The 21459-nt window shown below is 68.5% G+C and carries 24 protein-coding genes; 8 read left to right on the forward strand and 16 right to left on the reverse strand.

Annotation, left to right across the window (positions count from 1 at the left end; translation table 11 throughout):
- Positions 1-126 precede the first annotated feature (126 nt).
- The 8 genes from dprA to ACFVAE_RS03120 all read right to left on the reverse strand — a co-directional run bounded on the left by dprA (position 127) and on the right by ACFVAE_RS03120 (position 6172).
- Positions 127-1308, reverse strand: coding sequence for a DNA-processing protein DprA (gene dprA, locus ACFVAE_RS03085; protein WP_378887761.1), 1182 nt, complete (start codon positions 1306-1308; stop codon positions 127-129).
- Positions 1305-2834, reverse strand: coding sequence for a YifB family Mg chelatase-like AAA ATPase (locus ACFVAE_RS03090; protein WP_378887763.1), 1530 nt, complete (start codon positions 2832-2834; stop codon positions 1305-1307). The genes dprA and ACFVAE_RS03090 overlap by 4 nt, the downstream gene beginning before the upstream one ends.
- Positions 2831-3193 carry a YraN family protein gene (locus ACFVAE_RS03095; RefSeq protein WP_378887765.1) on the reverse strand — a complete coding sequence of 121 codons (363 nt, stop codon included), beginning with the start codon at positions 3191-3193 and terminating at the stop codon, positions 2831-2833. The genes ACFVAE_RS03090 and ACFVAE_RS03095 overlap by 4 nt, the downstream gene beginning before the upstream one ends.
- A gap of 101 nt (positions 3194-3294) precedes the next feature.
- On the reverse strand, positions 3295-3621 hold the full coding sequence (locus ACFVAE_RS03100; RefSeq protein WP_378857602.1) for a DUF2469 family protein: 327 nt from the start codon (positions 3619-3621) through the stop codon (positions 3295-3297).
- A 49-nt stretch (positions 3622-3670) separates the two neighbouring features.
- Positions 3671-4330: a ribonuclease HII gene (locus tag ACFVAE_RS03105; protein ID WP_378887767.1), complete on the reverse strand. Its 660-nt coding sequence runs from the start codon at positions 4328-4330 to the stop codon at positions 3671-3673.
- A complete protein-coding gene (gene lepB, locus ACFVAE_RS03110) occupies positions 4327-5061 on the reverse strand; it encodes a signal peptidase I (RefSeq protein ID WP_378887769.1) in 735 nt (244 codons plus the stop codon). The genes ACFVAE_RS03105 and lepB overlap by 4 nt, the downstream gene beginning before the upstream one ends.
- 117 nt (positions 5062-5178) lie before the next feature.
- Complete coding sequence (gene rplS, locus ACFVAE_RS03115; RefSeq protein WP_378887771.1) at positions 5179-5526, reverse strand: 50S ribosomal protein L19; 348 nt, start codon at positions 5524-5526, stop codon at positions 5179-5181.
- A gap of 163 nt (positions 5527-5689) precedes the next feature.
- Positions 5690-6172: an MFS transporter permease gene (locus ACFVAE_RS03120; RefSeq protein ID WP_378887773.1), complete on the reverse strand. Its 483-nt coding sequence runs from the start codon at positions 6170-6172 to the stop codon at positions 5690-5692.
- Positions 6173-6293: 121 nt separating this feature from the next.
- Between ACFVAE_RS03120 and map the strand changes: the two genes are divergently transcribed.
- Positions 6294-7076, forward strand: a complete 783-nt coding sequence (gene map / locus ACFVAE_RS03125; protein WP_378887775.1) for a type I methionyl aminopeptidase — start codon at positions 6294-6296, stop codon at positions 7074-7076.
- A 54-nt stretch (positions 7077-7130) separates the two neighbouring features.
- On the opposite strand, the gene ACFVAE_RS03130 is transcribed toward map, so the two are convergent.
- Complete coding sequence (locus tag ACFVAE_RS03130) at positions 7131-7565, reverse strand: pyrimidine dimer DNA glycosylase/endonuclease V (RefSeq protein ID WP_378887777.1); 435 nt, start codon at positions 7563-7565, stop codon at positions 7131-7133.
- 169 nt (positions 7566-7734) lie between these two features.
- On the opposite strand from ACFVAE_RS03130, the gene ACFVAE_RS03135 reads away from it, so the two are divergent.
- Positions 7735-8445, forward strand: a complete 711-nt coding sequence (locus tag ACFVAE_RS03135) for a DedA family protein (RefSeq protein WP_378887779.1) — start codon at positions 7735-7737, stop codon at positions 8443-8445.
- Positions 8446-8458: 13 nt separating this feature from the next.
- Here the strand turns inward: ACFVAE_RS03135 and trmD are convergent, their stop codons facing one another.
- From trmD to rpsP, 4 genes are read right to left on the reverse strand one after another with little or no spacing between them, the layout of a single operon-like run.
- Positions 8459-9190: a tRNA (guanosine(37)-N1)-methyltransferase TrmD gene (gene trmD / locus ACFVAE_RS03140; RefSeq protein WP_378887781.1), complete on the reverse strand. Its 732-nt coding sequence runs from the start codon at positions 9188-9190 to the stop codon at positions 8459-8461.
- 7 nt (positions 9191-9197) lie between these two features.
- The gene (gene rimM, locus ACFVAE_RS03145) at positions 9198-9782 is read right to left on the reverse strand and encodes a ribosome maturation factor RimM (RefSeq protein WP_378887783.1); all 585 of its coding nucleotides are present in this window, start codon (positions 9780-9782) and stop codon (positions 9198-9200) included.
- 1 nt (position 9783) lies between these two features.
- On the reverse strand, positions 9784-10014 hold the full coding sequence (locus ACFVAE_RS03150) for an RNA-binding protein (protein ID WP_116242719.1): 231 nt from the start codon (positions 10012-10014) through the stop codon (positions 9784-9786).
- A gap of 6 nt (positions 10015-10020) precedes the next feature.
- Positions 10021-10440, reverse strand: coding sequence for a 30S ribosomal protein S16 (gene rpsP, locus ACFVAE_RS03155; protein ID WP_378887785.1), 420 nt, complete (start codon positions 10438-10440; stop codon positions 10021-10023).
- A gap of 205 nt (positions 10441-10645) precedes the next feature.
- Here rpsP and ACFVAE_RS03160 point away from each other — a divergent pair, with 205 nt between their 5' ends.
- The 3 genes from ACFVAE_RS03160 to ACFVAE_RS03170 are packed head-to-tail and all read left to right on the forward strand — an operon-like array spanning position 10646 to position 15081.
- A complete protein-coding gene (locus tag ACFVAE_RS03160; RefSeq protein WP_378887787.1) occupies positions 10646-11791 on the forward strand; it encodes a glutamate--cysteine ligase in 1146 nt (381 codons plus the stop codon).
- Positions 11792-11803: 12 nt separating this feature from the next.
- The gene (glpK, locus tag ACFVAE_RS03165; RefSeq protein WP_378887789.1) at positions 11804-13318 is read left to right on the forward strand and encodes a glycerol kinase GlpK; all 1515 of its coding nucleotides are present in this window, start codon (positions 11804-11806) and stop codon (positions 13316-13318) included.
- 26 nt (positions 13319-13344) lie between these two features.
- Positions 13345-15081: a glycerol-3-phosphate dehydrogenase/oxidase gene (locus ACFVAE_RS03170; RefSeq protein WP_378887791.1), complete on the forward strand. Its 1737-nt coding sequence runs from the start codon at positions 13345-13347 to the stop codon at positions 15079-15081.
- Between the two features lie 62 nt (positions 15082-15143).
- On the opposite strand, the gene ffh is transcribed toward ACFVAE_RS03170, so the two are convergent.
- Positions 15144-16694, reverse strand: coding sequence for a signal recognition particle protein (gene ffh, locus ACFVAE_RS03175; protein ID WP_378887793.1), 1551 nt, complete (start codon positions 16692-16694; stop codon positions 15144-15146).
- A gap of 161 nt (positions 16695-16855) precedes the next feature.
- On the opposite strand from ffh, the gene ACFVAE_RS03180 reads away from it, so the two are divergent.
- A complete protein-coding gene (locus ACFVAE_RS03180) occupies positions 16856-18436 on the forward strand; it encodes a helix-turn-helix domain-containing protein (RefSeq protein ID WP_378887795.1) in 1581 nt (526 codons plus the stop codon).
- An 86-nt stretch (positions 18437-18522) separates the two neighbouring features.
- On the opposite strand, the gene ACFVAE_RS03185 is transcribed toward ACFVAE_RS03180, so the two are convergent.
- Positions 18523-19107 (reverse strand): TetR/AcrR family transcriptional regulator, encoded by a 585-nt coding sequence (locus ACFVAE_RS03185; protein WP_378887797.1) that lies wholly within the window; start codon positions 19105-19107, stop codon positions 18523-18525.
- A 66-nt stretch (positions 19108-19173) separates the two neighbouring features.
- Here ACFVAE_RS03185 and lipB point away from each other — a divergent pair, with 66 nt between their 5' ends.
- Positions 19174-19836, forward strand: coding sequence for a lipoyl(octanoyl) transferase LipB (gene lipB, locus ACFVAE_RS03190; RefSeq protein WP_378887799.1), 663 nt, complete (start codon positions 19174-19176; stop codon positions 19834-19836).
- Complete coding sequence (gene lipA / locus ACFVAE_RS03195) at positions 19833-20822, forward strand: lipoyl synthase (RefSeq protein ID WP_378887801.1); 990 nt, start codon at positions 19833-19835, stop codon at positions 20820-20822. The genes lipB and lipA overlap by 4 nt, the downstream gene beginning before the upstream one ends.
- A 100-nt stretch (positions 20823-20922) precedes the next feature.
- On the opposite strand, the gene ACFVAE_RS03200 is transcribed toward lipA, so the two are convergent.
- Positions 20923-21423 carry a DUF2004 domain-containing protein gene (locus ACFVAE_RS03200; RefSeq protein WP_378887803.1) on the reverse strand — a complete coding sequence of 167 codons (501 nt, stop codon included), beginning with the start codon at positions 21421-21423 and terminating at the stop codon, positions 20923-20925.
- Positions 21424-21459 lie beyond the last annotated feature (36 nt).

Below are 21459 nucleotides of genomic sequence, written 5' to 3' on the forward strand. Positions count from 1 at the left end.
GATCGCGCGGGCTGCCGTGCAGCGCGCGCGAGTGAATGCGTCCGACTGCTAGTGCAGCCACCACCACGAGAGGGAGGACGAGGAGCGCATGGAACCACCATACGCTCCCCGGCCTCAGCCCCAGGATCACGGGGTGCGGATCCACCCCGTCTGCCGTCGTGCCGCTCCGCCCTCGAGGTCCATCAGACCGAGGATGCTGCGAACCCGCTCCGCGTCCATCCCGCTGCGACGCGCCAGCTCCTGCACATCCCTCGGCGAGCGGGTGCTCAGCGCGTCCAGCAGACGCACTCGGTGCGGATCGGTCGTCGAAGTGCTCGGCAGCGCAGGCGCCGCCTCGGCCCACAGCTCGCGCACTTCCGCGGCGGAGGTGACACAGATGGCATTGAACTCCCTGAGCAGACGGTGGCAGCCTGCGGATGCCGCCGAGCTGATCGGGCCAGGAACAACTCCCAGCGGCCGCCCCAGCTCCGAGGCATGCCCGGCGGTGTTCAGAGTTCCACTGCGCCGCCCGGCTTCGACGACGACCGTCGCGAGGCCGGCGGCCGCGATGAGTCTGTTTCTCTGGAGGAATCTCCACTTCGTGGGGGCGGCCCCGCAGGGGACCTCACTCACCACCGCCCCGCCCGCACGGATCCGCTCGAAGAGCTGCTGATGCCCGGCGGGGTAGCTGCGATCCACTCCCCCGGCCAGGAACGCGACCGTGGTCCCGCCGACACCGAGGGCAGCCCTGTGGGCGGTGCCGTCGATGCCGTAGGCGCCGCCGGACACGACGCACACGCCCGTGGCGGCGAGGTCGCCGGCGAACTCCGCGGCGATGCTCTCGCCGTATCCCGTCGATGCCCGCGCTCCGACGATCGACACCGCTTCTTCCGCGACCAGGGCCGCGCTCGATCCGCGCACCCAGAGCACCAGGGGCGCATGCGGGCCGAGATCCTCGAGCCCCGCGGGCCATTCCGGGTCTTCCGGAAGAAGCATCCGTGCGCCGACCGCGTCCGCATCGCGAAGCGCGTTCACCACCGCACGGGTGTCGGCCCGTGGCATCCAGCGCGCCACCGCGTCGTTCATCGCCGTCGAACCGACCAGTTCGATGGGGGTCCGCAACACGGCATCCGAGAGCGCCTGATCGAGCGCTCCCTGCGGGCCGAGCGCCGCCACAAGAACACCCGCGACACCGTCGCCGGGTTCTGTCAGCACCGACCAGGCTGCGCGGGCCGCGACCTCCACCGGGTCGACGTCGGGTCGCAGCCGTTCCGCCGCTCGCAGCACCTGCTCATCGGCGACCAGGCTCGCCGTGGTCATCGTCCTCATGCCAGAAGTCCTCTCTTCAGAAACAGTGCGCGGCCCACATCGTCGGAGTCCGGGGAGCCACGCCCGGCGAGATCGGCCATCGACCACGCCAAGCGCAGGGTCCGGTCATATCCGCGCAGCGTCAGCCCGCCGCGTTCGAGAGCGCGGTCCAGCGGCATGCGGACGGCGGATGGCAGGCGCAGTGCGCCCTGCCGCATCCGCTCCCCCGGCACCTCGGCGTTGCGCCGCCACGGCGTACCCGCCCACCGCGACGATGCCGCGGCCCGCGCCTGCACGACGCGCTCACGTGCCTGCGCCGTGGTGATCATCGAGCGTTCCGTGGCGGTGACTCGGGAGGCTGCGACCCTCGCGACCTGCAGCTCGATGTCGATCCGGTCGCGCAGCGGCCCTGACAGCTTCGACGAGTACCGTCTGATCGCCATCGGCGGGCAGATGCACTCGGCGCCGCGCACCCCGTAGTTGCCGCACGGGCACGGATTCATCGCCATGATCAGCTGGAACCGCGCCGGGAAGCTCGCGGTGAAGCCGGCGCGGTGCACCTCGATGCGCCCTGACTCCAGCGGCTGCCGCAGCGCGTCCAACGCGGCTCGCTGGAACTCCGGAGCCTCGTCCAGGAACAGTCCGCCCCGGTGAGCGCGCACGATCGCGCCGGGCCGCGCCTGCCGAGATCCGCCGCCCACCAACGAAGCCATGGAAGCCGAGTGATGCGGTGCCTCGAGAGGAGGCGTGCGGTCCAGGGTCAGGACCGGGTCGCCGCACAGCGATCGGATCGCGGCCACCTCGAGCGCCTCCTCGTCGGAGAGCTGCGGGAGGATGCCGGGCAGCCGGCGTGCGAGCATCGTCTTGCCCGCGCCCGGTGGTCCGCTGAGCAGCAGGTGGTGACCGCCCGCCGCCGCGACGATCAGCGCTTCGACGGCGTCATCCTGACCGATCACGTCGGCAAGGTCGAGCAGCTCGGCGTGCACGGCATCCGCCGCATCGACGGTCACCGGTTCGACCACCGGAACCTCGATGTCCGCTCCGTGCATGACCGCCACCTCGGCGAGGGAAGCGGCTCCGTGCACCTCGATGCCGGGCACCAGCCGCGCTTCCTCGGCGTTCGCCACCGGCACGACGACGTGCGAGAAGCCCGCCTGCACCGCGGAGTACACCGCCGGCAGGACACCCGCGACCGGGCGCAGTCGTCCGTCCAGGCCGAGCTCGCCGATGTGCACCACCTGCCTGATCGCGCGTCCTGGCAGCGACCTGCTGGCCGCGAGCGTCGCGACGGCGATGCTCAGATCGAACCCGGATCCGTGCTTGGGCAGGCTCGCCGGCGACAGGTTCACCGTCATCCGGCGCCTCGGCAGATCCAGGCCGACGTTCGCGCAGGCGTTGTGCACGCGCTGGACGGCCTCTCCGAGCGCCTTGTCCGGCAGACCGATGATCTTGAACTCGGGAGTCTGGTTCGAGACGTCGGCCTCCACCTCGACGAGATGGCCGTCCACGCCGGTGAGCGCCACGGCCCAGGTGCGCGCGGTGCTCACAACAGGTCCGTCAGATGCTCGAGCGATGCCGTCGCGGCATCCGCGCCGATGAGGCCGATGGCGTCGAGTCGGATCGTGCGGCGGCGAGCGATCTCGGGGTGCGCCTGCGCCCAGGCGAACGCCAGGCGCCACAGCCGACGACGCTTGCGGTCGTCGATCGCCTCGAACGGATGCCCGTAGCGATCGCTGCGGCGCGTCTTGACCTCGACGACGATCACGCGATCGCCGCGGAGTGCGACGATGTCGACCTCGCCCTGGTCGCACCGCCAGTTGCGGTCCACGACGTCGTAGCCGTTGCTGCGGAGGTACGCCGCTGCTCGCTCTTCACCCGCTCTGCCGAGCTCATCCTTCGCTGCCATGGAGGACAGCATCCTGAAGACGCCGTACGTCCTGGAGGACGGAATCCGCGTCGCCTACGGCGGATCAGGAGAACCTCGAGTCGAGTCGCTCCTGTGGATGACTACTTGCCGTCGAGCGACAGCTCCTCGGGCAGCTCGAACTCGCGACGCTGCAGCTCCTCGACGTTGACGTCCTTGAACGTCAGCACCCGTACCGCCTTCACGAACCGGTCGGCACGGTAGATGTCCCAGACCCAGACATCCGTCATCGAGATCTCGAAGTAGAAGTCGTGCTCGGTGTCGCGACGGACCACGCTGACCTCGTTGGCGAGGTAGAACCGGCGCTCGGTCTCGACGACGTACTGGAACTGCGAGACGACATCGCGGTACTCGCGGAACAGTGCGACCTCTAGCTCGCGGTCGTAGTCGTCGAATGCATCGTCATCCATGATGCTTCCATCCTATGAGGCCTTCGCCGCCGCTGCGGCCCAGGGCCGCTCAGAACAGCGTGGGGGCGTCCGAGATCGCCCAGGACGCCCGATGCCACGACGAGAGCCCGAGCTCGCGGATCGCCGCACGATGCTCGGCGCTCGCGTAGCCCTTGTTGCGCTCCCACTGATAGGCAGGATGCTCCTCGTGCAGCTCGACCATCAGCGTGTCCCTCGCGACCTTCGCGATGACGGACGCGGCGGAGACCGAGGCGCAGTCGCGGTCGGCCTTGATCACGGGCCGGACCTGCAGCCGGGAGGGATGCACAGCCGACACGTAGTCGTGGTTCCCGTCCAGGATCACCAGGGTGCGCTCGCTCACGGCGTCCGTGCCGAGCACCCCGGTGATCGCACGCGAGGCGGCGAGCCCCAGCGCACGCATGATGCCGATCTCGTCGATCTCTGCGGCGCTGGACCATCCCACGTCCGAGGCGACCACCCACGCGGCCGCGCGGGACGCGACATCGGGGCGTCGACGCTCCGTGACCAGCTTCGAGTCGCGCAGCCCCTCCGGCACCCGGCGCCGCGCGCCGGCGGCATCCATCACGGCTGCGCCGACGGCGACGGGCCCGGCCAGCGCTCCGCGGCCCACCTCGTCGAGCGCGATGATGAGGTCGTACTCCTTGAGCAGCGACCTCTCCAGCGTGAGCCGAGGTGCGACGACGGTCATTTCTTCGGCTCTGGCACTCCGGCGTACACGTCGTCCTGCGTGTCGATCAGGCCGAAGCGGTCCAGCGGCCAGGTGAGCAGGAAGGCACGGCCCACGACGTTGTCGAGCGGCACGAACCCGCCACCGGGAAGCTCCTGGTGCGCGCGCGAGTCCTGCGAGCGGGTGCGGTTGTCCCCCATCACCCACAGCGAGTCCTCCGGCACAGTGACATCGAAGGGCGTGTCCGAGGCGCTCTTGTCGCCCGTCGGAAGGTTCAGGTACGACGACTCATCGATCGGGGCGCCGTTGATCGTGATCTGCCCCACCGCGTTGCAGCACACCACGTGGTCGCCGGGCAGTCCGATCAGCCGCTTCACGAGGTGGTCCTGCGAGTCCGACGCGGACAGACCGATGAAGGTCAGGACACCGTCGATCGCCTTGATCAGCGGCGGCTGAGGCGGCTCAGCCGGCATCGGCGGGAGCCAGCCGCCCGGGTCCTTGAACACCACGACGTCGCCGTGGTCGTAGCCGGTCCAGCGGGGCGTGAGTTCGTCGACCAGGATGCGGTCGTTGATCAGCAGCGTGCGCTCCATCGACCCGGAGGGGATGTAGAACGAGCGCACCACGAACGACTTGACGACGAACGACACGAGCGCGGCGATGACGATGATCACCAGCAGATCGCGCAGGAAGACGAGGACGCCGCGACGCCGCTTCGAAGTGGCGGCAGCAGGAGCGGCTTCAGTCGTCATTTCCATCCTTCGCGTCGGGTGCACCGTACGCAGACGGCACTAACAAGGGTCGCACATCCTGACAGGACGAAAGCACCCCGGGACGCGTGTCCCGGGGTGCTTTCAGAAGAGCTGCGATCAGTTGTCGCGCTTCTCCTTGATCTTGGCCTTCTTGCCGCGCAGGTTGCGCAGGTAGTACAGCTTCGCGCGGCGCACGTCACCGCGGGTGACGACCTCGATGTGGTCGATCACCGGCGAGTGCACCGGGAAGGTGCGCTCGACGCCCACCTGGAAGCTGATCTTGCGGACCGTGAAGGTCTCGCGCACGCCGTCGCCCTGGCGGCCGATGACGACGCCCTTGAAGACCTGGACGCGGGAGCGGGTGCCCTCGGTGATGTTCACGTGCACGTTGACCGTGTCACCGGGGAAGAATTCGGGAATGTCGCTACGGAGCGAAGCCGCGTCGACGGCGTCGAGGATCTGCATGATCGTCTCTCTCTGCACTCGCCACAGGTCGGATGCATCTAGGAAGGAATACGTTGATGTGTGTCGAACGGCGCACAAGGCGTCCGCGGGCTCCCCTGAGGCAGAGCCGGGTCACGGCACGAGAATCTATTCTGCCATGGATCGCCGAACCGGCAAAAACGAGTCAGTCCCTGTGGTCGTTCTCCTGCACGATGATCACGTCGGGCTCGCTCGCGCTGCGCGCGCCCGGCGTGACGGTCGACCAGGTCGCCGTCTCGCGGATGCTGAAGCCGCTGCCCTTCGCCTCGCTCCAGAGCTGCCAGAGCTGAAGCCAGAACAGCGCGAGCCATGCGGCGATCGCGCCGGTCAGCAGCCATCCGAAGCCGCCGTCGGGGAAGAACCCGACCGCGATCGTGAGCGCATGCCAGACGCCGAAGCCCAGCACATCCCACCACGAGACGGCCCGCTCCGCCCGCACCGACGGACGCGCGCGGGTGAGCAGGGTGAGCACGATCTCGCCGACGAGCACCGAAGGCGCCGCGATGAGGATCACCCAGAGGAAGGCCCATCCCCCGGACTGGAAGACGCCCCAGCCGATCAGCAGCCACAGCGGCAGCACGATCGCCGCCGGGAAGAGCCACCGGAAGAACGCGCTGCGAAGCCACATACTCCGATGGTACGGCCGCGAAAGGTCGCGCGGCGCTCCGTTCGCTGTGAGCATCGTGACATATGAATCGGGGAGAATGGATGCCGGGCATCCTGACGATGTCCGGAGAAGGGACACCCCGATGATCGAACTGCGCACCCCCGCCGAGATCGATGAGATGCGCGCCGCCGGCCGTTTCGTGGCCGAGACGCTCGCGACGCTGCGCGACGAGACCAAGGTCGGCACCAATCTGCTGGCCATCGACCGCCGCGCCCACGACCTCATCCGCAAGGCCGGTGCGGAGTCCTGCTACATCGACTACGCGCCGTCGTTCGGAAACGGCCCGTTCGGCAAGGTCATCTGCACGTCCATCAACGACGCCGTCCTGCACGGCCTCCCGCACGACTACGTCCTCCGCGACGGCGACCTCGTCTCCCTCGATTTCGCCGTGTCCGTCGACGGCTGGGTCGCCGACTCCGCGGTTTCCTTCGTCGTGGGCACCGCGCGCGAGGAGGACCTGCGCCTGATCGACACCACCGAGCGCGCACTGGACGCTGCGATAGCCGCGGCCACCGTCGGCAACCGGATCGGCGACATCTCCGCGTCGATCGCCGAGGTCGCGTACGGCGAGGGCTACTCGATCAACACCGACTTCGGGGGCCATGGGGTCGGCCGCATCATGCACGGCGACCCGCACGTGCCCAACGACGGCCGCGCCGGACGCGGCTTCCCGCTGCGCGACGGTCTGGTCATGGCGCTCGAGCCGTGGTTCCTCGCGACCACCGACGAGCTCGTCACCGACCCGGACGGATGGACGCTGCGCAGCGCGGACGGCTCGCGCGGTGCGCACTCCGAGCACACCGTCGCGATCACCTCCGACGGTCCGATCATCCTCACCGACCGCAGCTTCCTCGGCGTCGACTGACTCCTGCGGCACGTCGGCAGCCGGGAATGCAGCGGCTGAAGACGCAGCCGCCGCTCAGCGCGCGCGTTCCCAGTCCGCGATGCCGCCGGGGACCGCGGTGAAGAGCGGATGCGGCTCCGGTGTGCCCACGGACGACCACCGCACCTGCAGCTCCGGGCTGCGCTGAGCGAACTTGCCCATCAGATGGCGCCACTCGGCGTCCAGCTGACCCGAGGTCACCTCGATGCTGCCGTCGCTCCCGCCGGGCAGGTCGATGCGCGCGCGGTCGAAGCGGTAGCCGCGCGCATCCGCCTCGTCGGCGACCGCGGACAGGAACATCCCGATAGCGGCGAGGGGCTCCGGTCGGTCTCGGAATCGGTCCAGCTGCGGGTGATTCCGGTAGCCCGCGGTTCTCCCCGCGAGCACCGCCTGTGCAAGCAGCGCCTCACGCCAGCACGCCACAAGCGCCTGGCGGTCCAGATATCGCGGATGCGGCGACCAGAGCCTCATGAGGTCCGCCCGAGGAATCCACTGCGAGCCTGCTTCGCCGACGTCTGAAGTGCCATGCTCCCGACGTTATCAATGAGATCGCCCCGGCCCGCTCCCAGGCCGCTCAGAAGCGGGCGGCCTAGGCTCGCACGGGACAGCAGCCCGATGGAAGCCGAGGGGACGCCAGCAGATGACGACCGAATCGACGGCCGCCGACGGATCCTGGCTGGGCTGGCTGATCGATGCCGTCGTGTCGTTGATGGATGTCATCGGTCCGGTCGGCGCGGGGATCGCGATCGCATTGGAGAACCTGTTCCCGCCGCTGCCCAGCGAGGCGATCCTGCCCATGGCGGGACTTGCGGCCCATCAGGGCGCCTTCGCGCTCTGGGAGGCGATCGTGTGGACGACGCTCGGGTCCCTCGTCGGCGCGATGGCGCTGTACGGCCTGGGGGCCTGGCTCGGCCTTACCCGGTTGCGTCGCATCGCGGATCGGATGCCGCTGATCTCAGTCGGAGACGTGGATCGGACGGTCGCCTGGTTTCAGCGACACGGCGGCAAGGCGGTGTTCCTCGGCCGGTTCATCCCCATCTTCCGCAGTCTTATCTCGATCCCAGCCGGGGTCCTGAGGATGCCGCTGCCCCGATTCGCACTGCTCACCGTCGCGGGCAGCCTGATCTGGAACACCGTGTTCATCCTGTGCGGATGGTTCCTCGGCAGCGGCTGGCACGTGGTCGAGCAATATGTGGACGTAGCGCAGAACGTCGTGATCGGCGCGGTAGCCATCGCCGTGACGGTCTTCATCGTGCTCCGTCTCCGACGCCCCCGTACCGAGCGGACAGCGCGACATGCGTCCGCGTCGGACGCCCGGACGGGCGAGGTCCCGCTGTCCAGCGAGCTCTGACCGGGCGGTTCGCTCAGCCGTCGAGCAGGTCGGGACGTCGGGCGCGGGTCCGCTCGATCTGCTGCTCGCGCCGCCAGGCGGCGATGGCGCCGTGGTTGCCGCTGAGCAGGATGTCGGGCACCGACCGCTCACGCCAGATCGACGGCTTGGTGTACGACGGGTACTCGAGAAGCCCGTCCTCGTGCGACTCCTCGACCAGGCTCTCTGGGTTGCCGACGACGCCGGGGATGAGCCGACCGATCGCCTCGGTCATCGCCATGACAGCGACTTCGCCGCCGTTGAGCACGTAGTCGCCGAGGCTGATCAGACGCACTTCGCCGAGCGAGGCGGCGTACTCGAAGACCCGCTCGTCGATGCCCTCGTAGCGGCCGCAGCCGAAGATCAGGTGCTCGCGCGTGGCGAGATCGCGGGCGGTCGCCTGCGTGAACACCTCGCCCGCCGGTGAGGGGAAGATGATGGTCGGCCGCTCAGCGGTTCCTGAGCCAGCGGAGCGAGACGAAGGGCGCTCAGGAACCGAGGAAGAAGCGAGCTCATCGAGCGCAGCACCCCAGGGCTCCGGCTTCATGACCATGCCCGCTCCCCCGCCGTACGGAGTGTCATCCACGGTGCGGTGCCGGTCGTGCGTCCAATCGCGCAGGTCGTGCACCTGAAGGTCGAGGATGCCGGCATCCTGCGCCTTGCCGAGCAGTGAGAGCGTCAGGCCGTCGAAGTACGACGGGAAGATCGAGACGACGTCGATGCGCATGATCGCGTCACTCGGCGGCGGAGCCGCCGTCAGCGTTCGTCTCGGCGGCCGCATCCGCGGTCGGGAGCTCCTCGAAGAGTCCGGGCGGCGGGGTGACGACGATGCGCCCGGCGGCGACGTCGACGGTCGGCACGATCGCCTTGACGAACGGCACCATGACCTCGCGGTCCGCTGCCTTGACGATCAGCAGGTCCTGCGCGGGCATGTGCTCGATGCGCACGACGCGGCCGATGACCTGGTCATCACGCACGACGTCGAGACCGGCGAGCTGGTGGTCGTACCAGGCGTCGTCCTCGACCTCGTCGGGGTCCTGATCGATCCAGAGAATGGCACGCACGAGCGATTCGGCGGCGTCACGGTCCTCGACATCGTCGAAGAAGACGACGGAGCTGCCGTTCATGACGCGGTACTCGCGCACAGTGAGGGTCTTGCCGTGCCAGACGGAGGCCTCCGGCACCTGCAGGGTGAACTCGGCGCCGCGGACGAAGCGGCGGGCCGGGTCATCGGTGTAGAGCTCGAGCTTGAGCCCGCCCTTGAGACCGTGGGCCTTCAGCAGGCGTCCGACGCGGAGCTGATTGCGTTCCTGAGCCACGTCAGTCGTCCGCGACGTCGACGCGGACACGACGGCCGTCGGCGAGAGCTGCGATCAGCGTACGCAGCGCCTTGGCGGTGCGGCCGCCGCGCCCGATCACGCGACCACGGTCATCCGGGTGCACGTGCACCTCGAGGAGGTCGCCACGGGACGACGCGGATGCGGTGATGCGGACATCGTCCGGGTGATCGACGATCCCCTTGACGACGTGTTCGAGCGCGGCGGCGAGCACAGCGGATTACTCTGCGTCGGCAGCGGCCTCGGCCGCGTCCTCGGCGGGAGCCTCAGCGGGCTCCTCGGCCTTCTTCTCGGCCTTGGGCTTGATGACCGACTTCTTGGAGGAGTCGGCCTCGAAGGCCTTCTTCTCGTCGGCGACCTTGAGGGTGGACTTCGCGTCCTTGTCACCCTTGAACTTGCCCCAGTCACCGGTGATCTTGAGGATGGCGGCGACCTGCTCGGTCGGCTGAGCGCCGACGGAGAGCCAGTACTGCGCACGCTCGGAGTCGACCTCGATGAACGAGGGCTCCTCGGTGGGGTGGTACTTGCCGATCTCCTCGATCACGCGACCGTCGCGCTTGGTGCGCGAGTCGGCGACGACGATGCGGTAGTACGGCGCACGGATCTTGCCGAAGCGCTTGAGACGAATCTTGACAGACACGATTCTCCTGAATGGTGTGGAAGGAAGACGAACCGGTCACCTGGAGCGTGGGGTGCACACCCGGTGGAAGCTCTGAATGGGGGATGGCGCGCTGGATAGAGGGTCGAGCACGTCGTCCGACCCTCTATTCTGCCAGATCACGGCGCCTGTCGCGAACCGTCACAGAGGCGCGTGTCGGAGCATCCCTGCATGTCAGACTGTGCTCGTGACGATCGCCTTCGCCGATTCCGCACGCTCGACGGTCGGTGTCGAGTGGGAGGTCATGCTCGCCGACCCGAACACCGGCGATCTGGTGGGCCGCGCGCCCGAACTGCTCGACGCCCTCGAGGCAGCGACCGCCACCAGCCGGCACACCGTCACCGGCGAGCTGCTCACGAACACCGTCGAAGTGACCAGCGGTGTCGGCGCCACGGTCGCCGAGGCCATCGGCGACATCTCGGCTGCCATCCGCGAGGTCCGTGCGGCCACGGATCCGGCCGGCATCGAGCTGCTCTCCGCCGGGAGCCACCCGTTCGCGCAGTGGTACGACCAGCGGGTGACGGACAAGACGCGGTACCACTCGCTCATCGAGCGCACCCAGTGGTGGGGTCGCAACATGATGATCTGGGGCATCCATGTGCACGTCGGCGTCGAGGATCGCGACAAGGTTCTGCCGCTCGTGGGCGCGCTGAGCGCCTATCTGCCGCACATGCAGGCGCTGGCGGCCTCCAGTCCGTTCTGGGCGGGCGAGCGCACCGGCTACGCCTCCAATCGCGCCCTCGTCTTCCAGCAGCTGCCGACTGCGGGGCTCCCCTGGCCGCTGCGCACCTGGGCCGAGTACGAGGGATACCTCGACGACATGGTGCGCACCGGCGTCATGTCGGACGCGACCGAGGTGCGATGGGACATCAGACCCGCGCCGCGCTGGGGCACGATCGAGGTGCGCGCCTGCGATGGCATGTCCACGCTGCGCGAGCTCGCCGCCATCGCCGCGCTCACCCAGGTGCTGGTCGAGCACCTCTCCCGCCGGCTGGACGACGGCGAGACGCTGCCCGTGCTGCAGCCCTGGTACCACCGCGAGAACAAGTGGCGCACGGCACGATACGGACTGGATGCCACGGTCATCGTCGATGCTTCAGGGGCGCAACGCCCGGTGCGCGAGCATCTGGTCGAGCTGCTCGAAACACTCGCGCCGGTCGCCGTCGATCTGCGCTGCGGCGCGGAGTTCGCGCGGGTCGGCTCGATCCTCGACACAGGGGCGAGCTACCAGCGGCAGCTCGCCGTCGCTGACAGGACCGGCGGAGACCTCCGGAAGGTGGTCCAACACCTGATCGACGAGTTCCGCATCGGACCGCACCACCACCTGAGCTGAAGGAGCACCCCCATGCCCGACCACGTGATCGCGATCGATCAGGGCACGACGTCGAGCCGCGCCATCATCTTCGATCGTGCCGGACGGATCGTCTCGTCCGGCCAGAAGGAGCACCGGCAGATCCTCCCCCAGGCAGGCTGGGTGGAGCACGATCCCGCGGAGATCTGGCACAACGTGCAGGAGGTCATCGGACTCGCGCTCACGCGGGCGCACCTGACCCGACACGATATCGCGGGTGTCGGCATCACCAACCAGCGCGAGACCGCGGTGGTGTGGGACCGCACCACCGGCAAGCCGGTGTACAACGCGATCGTCTGGCAGGACACCCGAACGCAGGACATCGTCGAACGTCTCGCGGGCTCCGTGGGCGTCGATCGGTTCAAGCAGATCGTCGGCCTGCCTCTCGCCACCTACTTCTCCGGCACGAAGATCGTCTGGATCCTGGAGAACGTCGAGGGCGCACGGGCCAGGGCCGAAGCCGGCGACCTGCTGTTCGGCACGACCGACACCTGGGTGCTGTGGAACCTCACCGGCGGCGTCAACGGCGGCGTGCACGCGACGGATGTCACCAACGCGTCCCGCACCTTGTTCATGGACCTCGAGACCCTGGACTGGAGCGACGACATCCTCGCCGAGTTCGGCGTGCCGCGGTCGATGCTGCCGAGCATCCGCTCCTCCTCCGAGGTGTACGGCACAGCCGAGACGCACTCGCTGCTGCGTGAGACGCCGATCTCGGGCATCCTCGGAGACCAGCAGGCCGCCACGTTCGGCCAGGCCGCGTTCGCGACAGGTGAGAGCAAGAACACCTACGGCACCGGCTGCTTCCTGATCGTCAACACCGGCGAGGAGATCGTGCACTCGTCGAACGGGCTGCTCACCACCGTGGGCTACAAGCTCGGCGATGCGCCCGCCCACTACGCCCTCGAGGGGTCCATCGCGGTGACCGGGTCGCTCATCCAGTGGCTGCGCGATCAGCTCGGCATCATCAAGTCGGCCGCGGAGGTCGAGACTCTCGCGGCGGCCGTCGAGGACAACGGCGGTGTGCACATCGTGCCGGCGTTCTCGGGGCTGTTCGCACCCTATTGGCGGCCCGATGCCCGCGGCGCGATCGTGGGCCTCACCCGCTTCTCGAACAGGAACCACTTCGCCCGCGCCGCCCTCGAGTCCGTGGCGTTCCAGACGCGCGACGTGCTCGACGCGGTGAACAGCGACACCGACGCCGCTTTGAGGGAGTTGAAGGTCGACGGAGGCATGGTCGCCAATGACGCCCTCATGCAGTTCCAGGCCGACATCCTCGGCGTGCCGGTCGTGCGTCCCGTGATCGCCGAGACGACGGCCCTCGGCGCAGCCTATGCCGCAGGTCTGGCCGTCGGCTTCTGGAACGGACTCGACGACCTCACCGCGAACTGGCGCGAGGACAGGCGCTGGAGCCCGGCGATGGATGAAGCCGAGCGCGAGCGGAGGCTGCGACTCTGGCACAAGGCCGTCGAGAAGTCGATGGACTGGGTGGACGACGACGTGCGCTGAGTGATCCGCGCCGACGTCGGCCCCGGATGCGAGGATGGAGGAGACGAATCCGGGGAGGGACCGCCGTGGCCACGAGCGAGCGCACAGATGTCCGAGCAGCACGAGAGGCCGGGCGTGCGAGCGTCCTGATAATCGGCGGCGGCATAAACGGCATCTCCACCTTCCGCGACCTCGCCCTGCAGGGTGTCGACACGCTGCTCGTGGAGCGTGAGGACTTCGCATCGGGGGCGTCCTCGGCGTCCAGCCACATGATCCACGGCGGCATCCGCTATCTCGAGAACGGCGAGTTCCGACTCGTGAAGGAGTCGGTGCAGGAGCGCAACGACCTGCTCAAGACCGCTCCGCACTATGTGAGACCGCTCGAGACGACGATCCCCATCTACTCGACGTTCTCCGGCATCCTCACGGCGCCGTTCCGGTTCCTCTTCCATGGTTCCGGTAAGCCGCGCGAGCGCGGCGCGCTCCTGATCAAGACGGGGCTGACGATCTACGACACGTTCTCGAGGGACGGCGGCACGGTGCCGAGGCACCGGTTCCACGGGCGCCGAAAGTCGCTGGCGGCACTCCCCCATCTGAATCCCCGGGTGAAGTACACGGCGACCTATTACGACGCCTCCGCCCACGACCCGGAGCGACTCGCGCTGGATGTGCTGCGCGACGGCGAGAAGGCCGGTGGCCGCGCCCTGAACCACGTCGAGGCGATCGGCCTGGACTCCGACGGCGTGCTGCTGCGCGACCGGGAGTCCGGCGAGCAGTTCCGCATCATCGCCGACGTGGTGGTGAACGCCTCAGGACCGTGGACCGACCTCACCAACGCCGCCCTCGGCACGGACACGGCGTTCATGGGTGGCACGAAGGGCTCGCACATCGTTCTCGACCACCCCGAACTGATGGCCGCCACCGGTGGACGGGAGATCTTCTTCGAGCACTCGGACGGCCGCATCGTGCTGATCTATCCGCTCAAGGGCAAGGTGCTCGTCGGCACCACCGACATCGAAGCCGACCCTCGAGAGCCGGCCGTGTGCACTGAGGAGGAGATCGACTACTTCTTCGATCTGATCGGACATGTGTTCCCGACGATTCCCGTGGATCGCTCCCAGATCGTCTATCGGTTCTCCGGCATCCGCCCGCTGCCGCACCACGATGACACCGCTCCCGGTTTCGTGTCGCGCGACTACCGGATCGAACGGCGCAGGGATGCCGGGCTCCCGCCGGTGCTCAGTCTGGTCGGCGGCAAGTGGACCACGTTCCGCGCCCTCGGGGAGTCGCTTGCCGATCGTGTGCTCGCCGAGCTCGGCCGCCCGAGGGTGACCAGGACCAAGGGTGTGCGCATCGGCGGTGGCAACGGGTATCCCCGCACGCCGCGGCGCACCGTGGAATGGCTCCGGCAGAACGTCGGCGACACCGCACGGGGGCGGGTGCTGTTCGTCCGGTACGGCACGCGCGCGGCGAACGTCGCCGCGTACCTCGCCGACGGGCATGACGAGCCGTTGCTCGGCGACCAGCTGTCCACGCGCGAGCTGCTCTGGATGATCGAGAAGGAGCACGCCCGCCGTGTCTCCGACGTGCTGTTCCGCCGCACGAACCTGGTGTTCACGGGCGACGCGGATGCCGCGACCGTGCGCACCGTCGCAGAGGCGATGGCCGCCGTGCTCGGCTGGGATGCCGAGAAGACGGACGTCGAGGTCGAGGAGACGATCAGGTCGCTTCGAGAGCAGCACGGTGTCGATCTCGATGCGGGCGCGGCGGTCGCCGACCGCTGAGCGAGAAGGACAAGACGAAACGCCCCGCGTGTCCGCGGGGCGTTTCGTGTCCTGGCTGAGACTCAGCCCTTTCCGAACAGCTTCTGGATCTCGGCCATGTCGGCCTCGCTCGGCGCCTTCTGGCCGCCGAGGCCGAAGCCGGAACCGGTCGCCTCGGCGGGTGCGACGCCCACGCCGGCGTTCTCGGCGGCGCGCTTGGCGGGGTTGCCCGACCGCGATCCGCTCTTTCCCTTGGCGCTCTTCTTACCGCGCTTGGCGGATGCACCGGGCTTGCCCATCGGGCCCATGCCGGGAATCTGCGGGGTTCCGCCGCGGGCGACCGTCTTCATCATCTTCGCGGCCTGCTCGAAGCGCTGCACGAGCTGATTGACGTCGGTCACGGTCATGCCGGAACCGCGCGCGATGCGCAGGCGACGCGAGCCGTTGAGCAGCTTGGTGTTGCGGCGCTCGGCGGGAGTCATCGAGCGGATGATCGCCTCGGTGCGGTCGATCTCGCGCTCGTCGAAGTCGTCGAGCTGCTGCTTCATCTGCCCCATACCCGGCAGCATGCCGAGCATCTTCTTCATCGAGCCCATCTTGCGCATCTGCTGCATCTGCTCGAGGAAGTCCTCGAGCGTGAAGGCCTCGTTCGCGAGCTTCTCGGCGACCTTCATCGCCTCGGCCTCGTCGAATGCGGACTGCGCCTGCTCGATCAGGGTGAGGATGTCACCGAGATCGAGGATGCGGCTCGCCATGCGGTCGGGGTGGAACTGCTCGAGGTCGTCGAGGTTCTCGCCGGTGGAGGCGAAGATGATCGGGCGGCCGGTGATCGAGGCTACCGAGAGCGCGGCGCCGCCTCGAGCGTCGCCGTCGAGCTTGGAGAGCACGACGCCGGTGAAGTCGACACCGTCCTGGAAGGCCTTCGCGGTGTTCACCGCGTCCTGACCGATCATCGCGTCGATGACGAACAGCACCTCGTCGGGATTCGTCGCCTTGCGGATGTCGCCGGCCTGCTTCATCAGCTCGGCATCGACACCGAGGCGGCCGGCGGTGTCGATGATCACCACGTCGTGCTGAGTGCGGCGGGCGTGCTCCACGCCGTCCTTCGCGACCTTCACCGGGTCGCCGATGCCGTTGCCCGGCTCCGGCGCATAGATCGCCGCTCCGGCCTGCTCGGCCACGACGGTCAGCTGGGTCACCGCGTTCGGGCGCTGCAGGTCGCACGCGACCAGGAGCGGGGTGTGGCCCTCGCCCTGCAGCTGCTTGGCCAGCTTGCCCGCGAACGTCGTCTTGCCCGAACCCTGCAGGCCCGCGAGCATGATCACGGTCGGCGGAGTCTTCGCGAACTCGAGCCGGCGCTGCTGACCACCGAGGATCGCGATGAGCTCCTCGTTGACGATCTGAACCACCTGCTGGGCGGGGTTCAGCGCCTTGTTCACCTCATCGCCGAGGGCGCGCTCGCGCACCTTCGCCGTGAAGTCCTTGACGACGGGGAGCGCGACATCGGCGTCGAGCAGGGCGCGACGGATCTCGCGGACGGTGCCGTCGACGTCGGCGGGGCTGAGCTTGCCCTTCGTGCGCAGGTTGCGGAAGGTCTCGGTCAGCCGATCGGAGAGCGTGCCAAAGGTAGCCATGATGCCTCAAGTTTACGGGAGCGGAGGGGTCCTTCTCGGCGCGTGGGAAGACCGCAAGTCCAGACCGGGAACATCTCACAAAGGAGATAAACTCCTTTGCGATCAGAATCAGAACACCATAAACGAGCCACTCGCATCTCACGACCGGTATATTCGCTCTCATGACGATCGCAGACCTTCCCGCCGGAACGACGACCAGCGACGATTCCGGCACGGGCGAGCCGCTTCAGTACACCGCCGCCCGCCTGATCCGCGATGCACGGCAGACGCAGGACCTCACCCAGGCGCAGCTCGCCGCTCGCGTCGGCACGAGCCAGAGTGCGATCAACCGCATCGAACGGGGAGGCCAGAACCTCACCCTCGAACTGCTCGCACGGATCAACGCGGCGCTCGGCAACGAGATCCTCACGCTCGGCCAACCGCGCACGGCGGAGCACATCCGCGTCGACGGCGGGCGTCGACTCTCGGGCTCGATCGCCGTGAAGTCGAGCAAGAACGGCGCGGTCGCACTCCTCTGTGCGAGTCTGCTGAACAGGGGTCGCACGACCCTGCACGGCGTGGCGCGCATCGTCGAGGTCGATCGCATCATCGATGTCCTGCGCAGCATGGGCGTCTCCGCAGTCTGGTCCGAGAACGGCGAGGATCTCGAGATCCGCGCGCCTCGCGATCTCGACCTGCGATCCATCGACGAGGATGCCGGGCGTCGCACCCGCAGTGTGCTCATGTTCCTCGGTCCTCTGATCGGACGTCACGAGTCGTTCTCACTCCCCTACGCCGGCGGATGCGACCTCGGCACACGCTCGGTGGAACCGCACATGATCGCGCTGCGTCATTTCGGCCTCTCCGTCGAGGCGACGTCCGGGTGGTACGCCGCCAGGGTGTCGGACGTCGACGAGTCGGAGCTGCGGATCGTCCTCACCGAGCGCGGCGACACCGTCACGGAGAATGCCATCATGGCGGCGGCAGGGCGGGACGGCATCACCGTGATCCGCAACGCGAGCCCCAACTACATGGTCCAGGACCTCTGCTTCTACCTCGAGCTGCTCGGCATCCGGATCGAGGGGATCGGCACGACCACGCTCCGCATCCATGGCCGACGCGATGTGGACGCCGACGTCGACTACTGGCCGAGTGAGGACCCGGTCGAGGCGATGACGCTGATCACCGCCGGCGTTGTCACCGGGTCCGAGATCACCGTCTCGCGCGTTCCGATCGAGTTCATGGAGATCGAGCTGAGCGTCCTCGGCGAAATGGGACTCCGCTACGACGTCTCCCCTGAGTACGCCGCCGCCAACGGCCGCACTCGCCTCGTGGACATCACCGTCCATCCCTCAGCACTGCGTGCGCCGGCCGACAAGATCCACTCGATGCCGTTCCCCGGGATCAACATCGACAATCTCCCGTTCTTCACCGTCATCGGCGCCTGCGCGACCGGGACCACGCTGATCCACGACTGGGTGTATGAGGGGCGCGCGATCCACCTGACCGACCTCACCCGGCTGGGCGCCGACATCCGACTGCGCGATCCGCATCGTCTCGACGTCACGGGACCGACGCACTGGTCGGCCGCCGATGTCATCTGCCCGCCCGCGCTGCGCCCGGCCGTCGTGATCCTGCTGGCCATGCTGGCCTCCAAGGGCACGAGCGTCCTGCGCAACATCGCCGTCATCGAGCGCGGCTACGAGGACCTGTGGTCGCGGCTGAACTCGATCGGCGCCTCGATCACACCGTTCCGGGACTGACCTCCGTCACGGGAGCCCAGCCTCGGGGCGCGGTGCCGCGCAACCGCTCCTTCGCGCGCCGGTGACGCGCACGCGGCGCACTCCCGCTATGCCCAGGGCAGATCGTGGATGCACCGCAGTGCGGCGTCGAACTGCGCTTCGAGCGATGCCTGCCCTGCTCCCTGCTCGGCCCAGACCCTGATCGAGGACAGCACCGCGGCGGCGCAGGCTGCGCCGAGGATGTCGGCCGGGATCTCCTCGACGCCGGATGCGCGTGCCGCCGACGCGACCGCAGACGCGAGCCGGCCGTGCCGGACTCCGCGGTCACGCTGCAGCTCGGCCTCGAGCCCCATGGCCGCCTCGTTGCGGATGGCGAGTGCCAGCGGGTCAGGGGCGAAGTCCTTGATCACGTGCCTCAGTGCCTCCCGGACGGTCGGCCCCGTGGCATCCGTTCCCAGCGCCGCCAGGGCGACGAGCGCGTCGTCGATGCGCGCGTCGAGGCCGGACCACAGCACGTCGCTCTTGGACGAGAAGTAGTTGAAGAAGCTGGAGCGGCTCACGCCGGCGCGCTGGGTGATGTCGGCCACCGAGGTCGCGTCATATCCCTGCTCGAGGAACAGCTCGCATGCGGCCTCCGCAAGCGTCTCCCTCGAAGATGCCCGAGGGCGGCCTGCTCGCGACGGTGAATCCATGTGCCACAGCGTATCGGTGCGCCCGGCTCACCGAACGGCTGTATTCTTGGACGCGATCCAATAACCGTGACCCGATGGAGCGCACACATGCTCGACATCCAGATCGCCGGACTCGACCCCGAGTTCGTCCCCTACCTCGACGGATGGGAGCTGCAGCGCAGCGTGCACCATGACGTCGTCGCGGGCGACCGGCCAGACACCCTGCTCCTGCTCGAGCACGAGGCGGTCTACACCGCCGGCAAGCGCACCGAGCCGCAGGAGCGTCCGCAGGACGGCACCCCTGTGGTCGACGTCGACCGCGGCGGCAAGATCACCTGGCACGGTCCAGGTCAGCTGGTCGGCTACCCGATCGTGCGTCTGCCCGAGCCGATGGACGTCGTCGCGCACGTGCGCCGCATGGAGCGTCTGCTGATCAGCATCCTGCAGCCGCTCGGCGTGGACGGCTACCAGGTCGAGGGCCGGAGCGGCGTGTGGGTGCGCCGCCCGCTCAGCGAGGACAAGGTCGCCGCGATCGGCGTGCGCGTCCAGCAGGGCGTGACGATGCATGGCTTCGCGATCAACTGCGACAACACGCTCGCCGGCTTCCGCGGCATCATCCCGTGCGGGATCACGGATGCCGGGGTCACGACCGTCAGCGAGGTCACGGGGCGCGACGTGTCGCCGGCCGACATCGTGCACGCCGTCTCCGACGCCTTCGCCGCCGAGTACGCGACGGAGGTCGCCGCATGAGCGCCGCGCCGGAGGGACGCAAGCTGCTTCGTCTCGAGGTCCGCAACGCCGAGACCCCCATCGAGCGGAAGCCGGAATGGATCCGCACCAAGGCGAAGATGGGCCCGGAGTACCAGGCGCTGCAGTCGCTGGTGAAGACCGAGGATCTGCACACCGTCTGCCAGGAGGCCGGCTGCCCGAACATCTTCGAATGCTGGGAGGACCGCGAGGCCACCTTCCTCATCGGTGGCTCGCAGTGCACGCGCCGGTGCGACTTCTGCCAGATCGACACGGGCAAGCCCGACGACTACGACACCGACGAGCCCCGCCGCGTCGCGGAGAGCGTGCAGCGGATGGGCCTGCGTTACGCCACCGTCACCAGCGTCGCGCGTGACGACCTGCCCGACACCGGCGCATGGCTGAACGCCGAGACCGTGCGGCAGATCCACGCAATGAACCCGAACACCGGCGTCGAGCTGCTCGCCAACGAGCACAACGCCGACCCGGCATTCCTCGGCCAGATCTTCGACGCCCGCCCCGAGGTGTTCGCGCACAACGTCGAGACCGTGCCGCGCATCTTCAAGCGCATCCGCCCCGCGTTCAAGTACGAGCGCTCGCTGAACGTGATCACGCAGGGACACGAGGCGGGCCTCATCACGAAGTCGAACCTCATCCTCGGCATGGGTGAGGAGCCGGAGGAGGTGGTGCAGGCTCTGCAGGACCTGCACGACGCCGGATGCGACATCATCACGATCACGCAGTATCTGCGCCCCTCGCCCCGTCACCTGCCCGTGGCGCGCTGGGTCAAGCCCGACGAGTTCGTCGAGTTCAAGGCCGAGGCCGAGCGGATCGGGTTCCTGGGCATCCTCGCCGGTCCGCTGGTGCGCTCGTCGTACCGCGCCGGACGCCTGTGGGCGCAGTCGATGATCTCGAAGGGCCGGGAGATCCCGCCGCACCTCGCGCACATCGCGGAGAGCGCCGACCTGGGCTTCGCGCAGGCGGTCTAGGAAGGCGCCGCGTCGCCCCGGAACGGACGCGCTCGGGGGGGGGGGCACTCGCCCGGAGGCTCGGGGCGGCGCGGAGCGACGGCCGGAGTGGGCGTGGGGATCAGTCGCCGCTCATCACCGACAGCACCGAGCCGTCGGAGGCGAGGTTCACCAGCAGTACGTCATCCGCGCCGCCGGCGTCGAGCATGTACTCCAGCACGGCGAACGGATCATTGCCGCCGTGCTCGTCGACGAGCAGCGTCATGCTGACCAGCGTGAGCGAACGGATGATGTCGACCGCATCATCGCCCGAGACGTCGACGAGCACCTCGGCGAGCTGATCGCCGAACTCCTCCTGTTGCTGCAGGATGTACTCGGTCACCTCGCTGGTGCGGTCGTCCAGTTCGGAGAGCATCGAGCGGCGCGCGGTGGCATCCACATCCTCGAGCCCGCTGATGAGTGCCGCGGCGATGTCCAGGGCGTCGATCGACACGTCGTCCTGGTCCGGTGCAGTGAGATCGACGGTGACCGACTGGTCGCCGAGGTCGACTCGCTCCGACCAGAAGATCGACCCGTCCGGCCCCGAGGACAGCAGTCCGAAGTAGTCGTGTTCGATCGCCATATCGCTATGCAACCAGCCTTGTGCGTGTTGCGCCAG

Source organism: Microbacterium sp. NPDC057659 (assembly GCF_042799915.1).
GTDB lineage: Bacteria > Actinomycetota > Actinomycetes > Actinomycetales > Microbacteriaceae > Microbacterium.

What these genes read in the sequence shown, in the direction of transcription:
- ACFVAE_RS03200 (WP_378887803.1), bottom strand. Translation starts at nt 21,423, where the DNA reads ATGGCGATCGAACACGACTACTTCGGACTGCTGTCCTCGGGGCCGGAC.
- glpK (WP_378887789.1), top strand. Translation starts at nt 11,804, where the DNA reads ATGCCCGACCACGTGATCGCGATCGATCAGGGCACGACGTCGAGCCGC.
- ACFVAE_RS03130 (WP_378887777.1), bottom strand. Translation starts at nt 7,565, where the DNA reads ATGAGGCTCTGGTCGCCGCATCCGCGATATCTGGACCGCCAGGCGCTT.
- lepB (WP_378887769.1), bottom strand. Translation starts at nt 5,061, where the DNA reads ATGACGACTGAAGCCGCTCCTGCTGCCGCCACTTCGAAGCGGCGTCGC.
- ACFVAE_RS03180 (WP_378887795.1), top strand. Translation starts at nt 16,856, where the DNA reads ATGACGATCGCAGACCTTCCCGCCGGAACGACGACCAGCGACGATTCC.
- trmD (WP_378887781.1), bottom strand. Translation starts at nt 9,190, where the DNA reads ATGCGCATCGACGTCGTCTCGATCTTCCCGTCGTACTTCGACGGCCTG.
- rplS (WP_378887771.1), bottom strand. Translation starts at nt 5,526, where the DNA reads ATGCAGATCCTCGACGCCGTCGACGCGGCTTCGCTCCGTAGCGACATT.
- ACFVAE_RS03135 (WP_378887779.1), top strand. Translation starts at nt 7,735, where the DNA reads ATGACGACCGAATCGACGGCCGCCGACGGATCCTGGCTGGGCTGGCTG.
- lipA (WP_378887801.1), top strand. Translation starts at nt 19,833, where the DNA reads ATGAGCGCCGCGCCGGAGGGACGCAAGCTGCTTCGTCTCGAGGTCCGC.
- ACFVAE_RS03105 (WP_378887767.1), bottom strand. Translation starts at nt 4,330, where the DNA reads ATGACCGTCGTCGCACCTCGGCTCACGCTGGAGAGGTCGCTGCTCAAG.
- ACFVAE_RS03170 (WP_378887791.1), top strand. Translation starts at nt 13,345, where the DNA reads ATGCGAGGATGGAGGAGACGAATCCGGGGAGGGACCGCCGTGGCCACG.
- map (WP_378887775.1), top strand. Translation starts at nt 6,294, where the DNA reads ATGATCGAACTGCGCACCCCCGCCGAGATCGATGAGATGCGCGCCGCC.
- ACFVAE_RS03100 (WP_378857602.1), bottom strand. Translation starts at nt 3,621, where the DNA reads ATGGATGACGATGCATTCGACGACTACGACCGCGAGCTAGAGGTCGCA.
- ffh (WP_378887793.1), bottom strand. Translation starts at nt 16,694, where the DNA reads ATGGCTACCTTTGGCACGCTCTCCGATCGGCTGACCGAGACCTTCCGC.
- ACFVAE_RS03095 (WP_378887765.1), bottom strand. Translation starts at nt 3,193, where the DNA reads ATGGCAGCGAAGGATGAGCTCGGCAGAGCGGGTGAAGAGCGAGCAGCG.
- ACFVAE_RS03185 (WP_378887797.1), bottom strand. Translation starts at nt 19,107, where the DNA reads ATGGATTCACCGTCGCGAGCAGGCCGCCCTCGGGCATCTTCGAGGGAG.
- ACFVAE_RS03120 (WP_378887773.1), bottom strand. Translation starts at nt 6,172, where the DNA reads ATGTGGCTTCGCAGCGCGTTCTTCCGGTGGCTCTTCCCGGCGGCGATC.
- dprA (WP_378887761.1), bottom strand. Translation starts at nt 1,308, where the DNA reads ATGAGGACGATGACCACGGCGAGCCTGGTCGCCGATGAGCAGGTGCTG.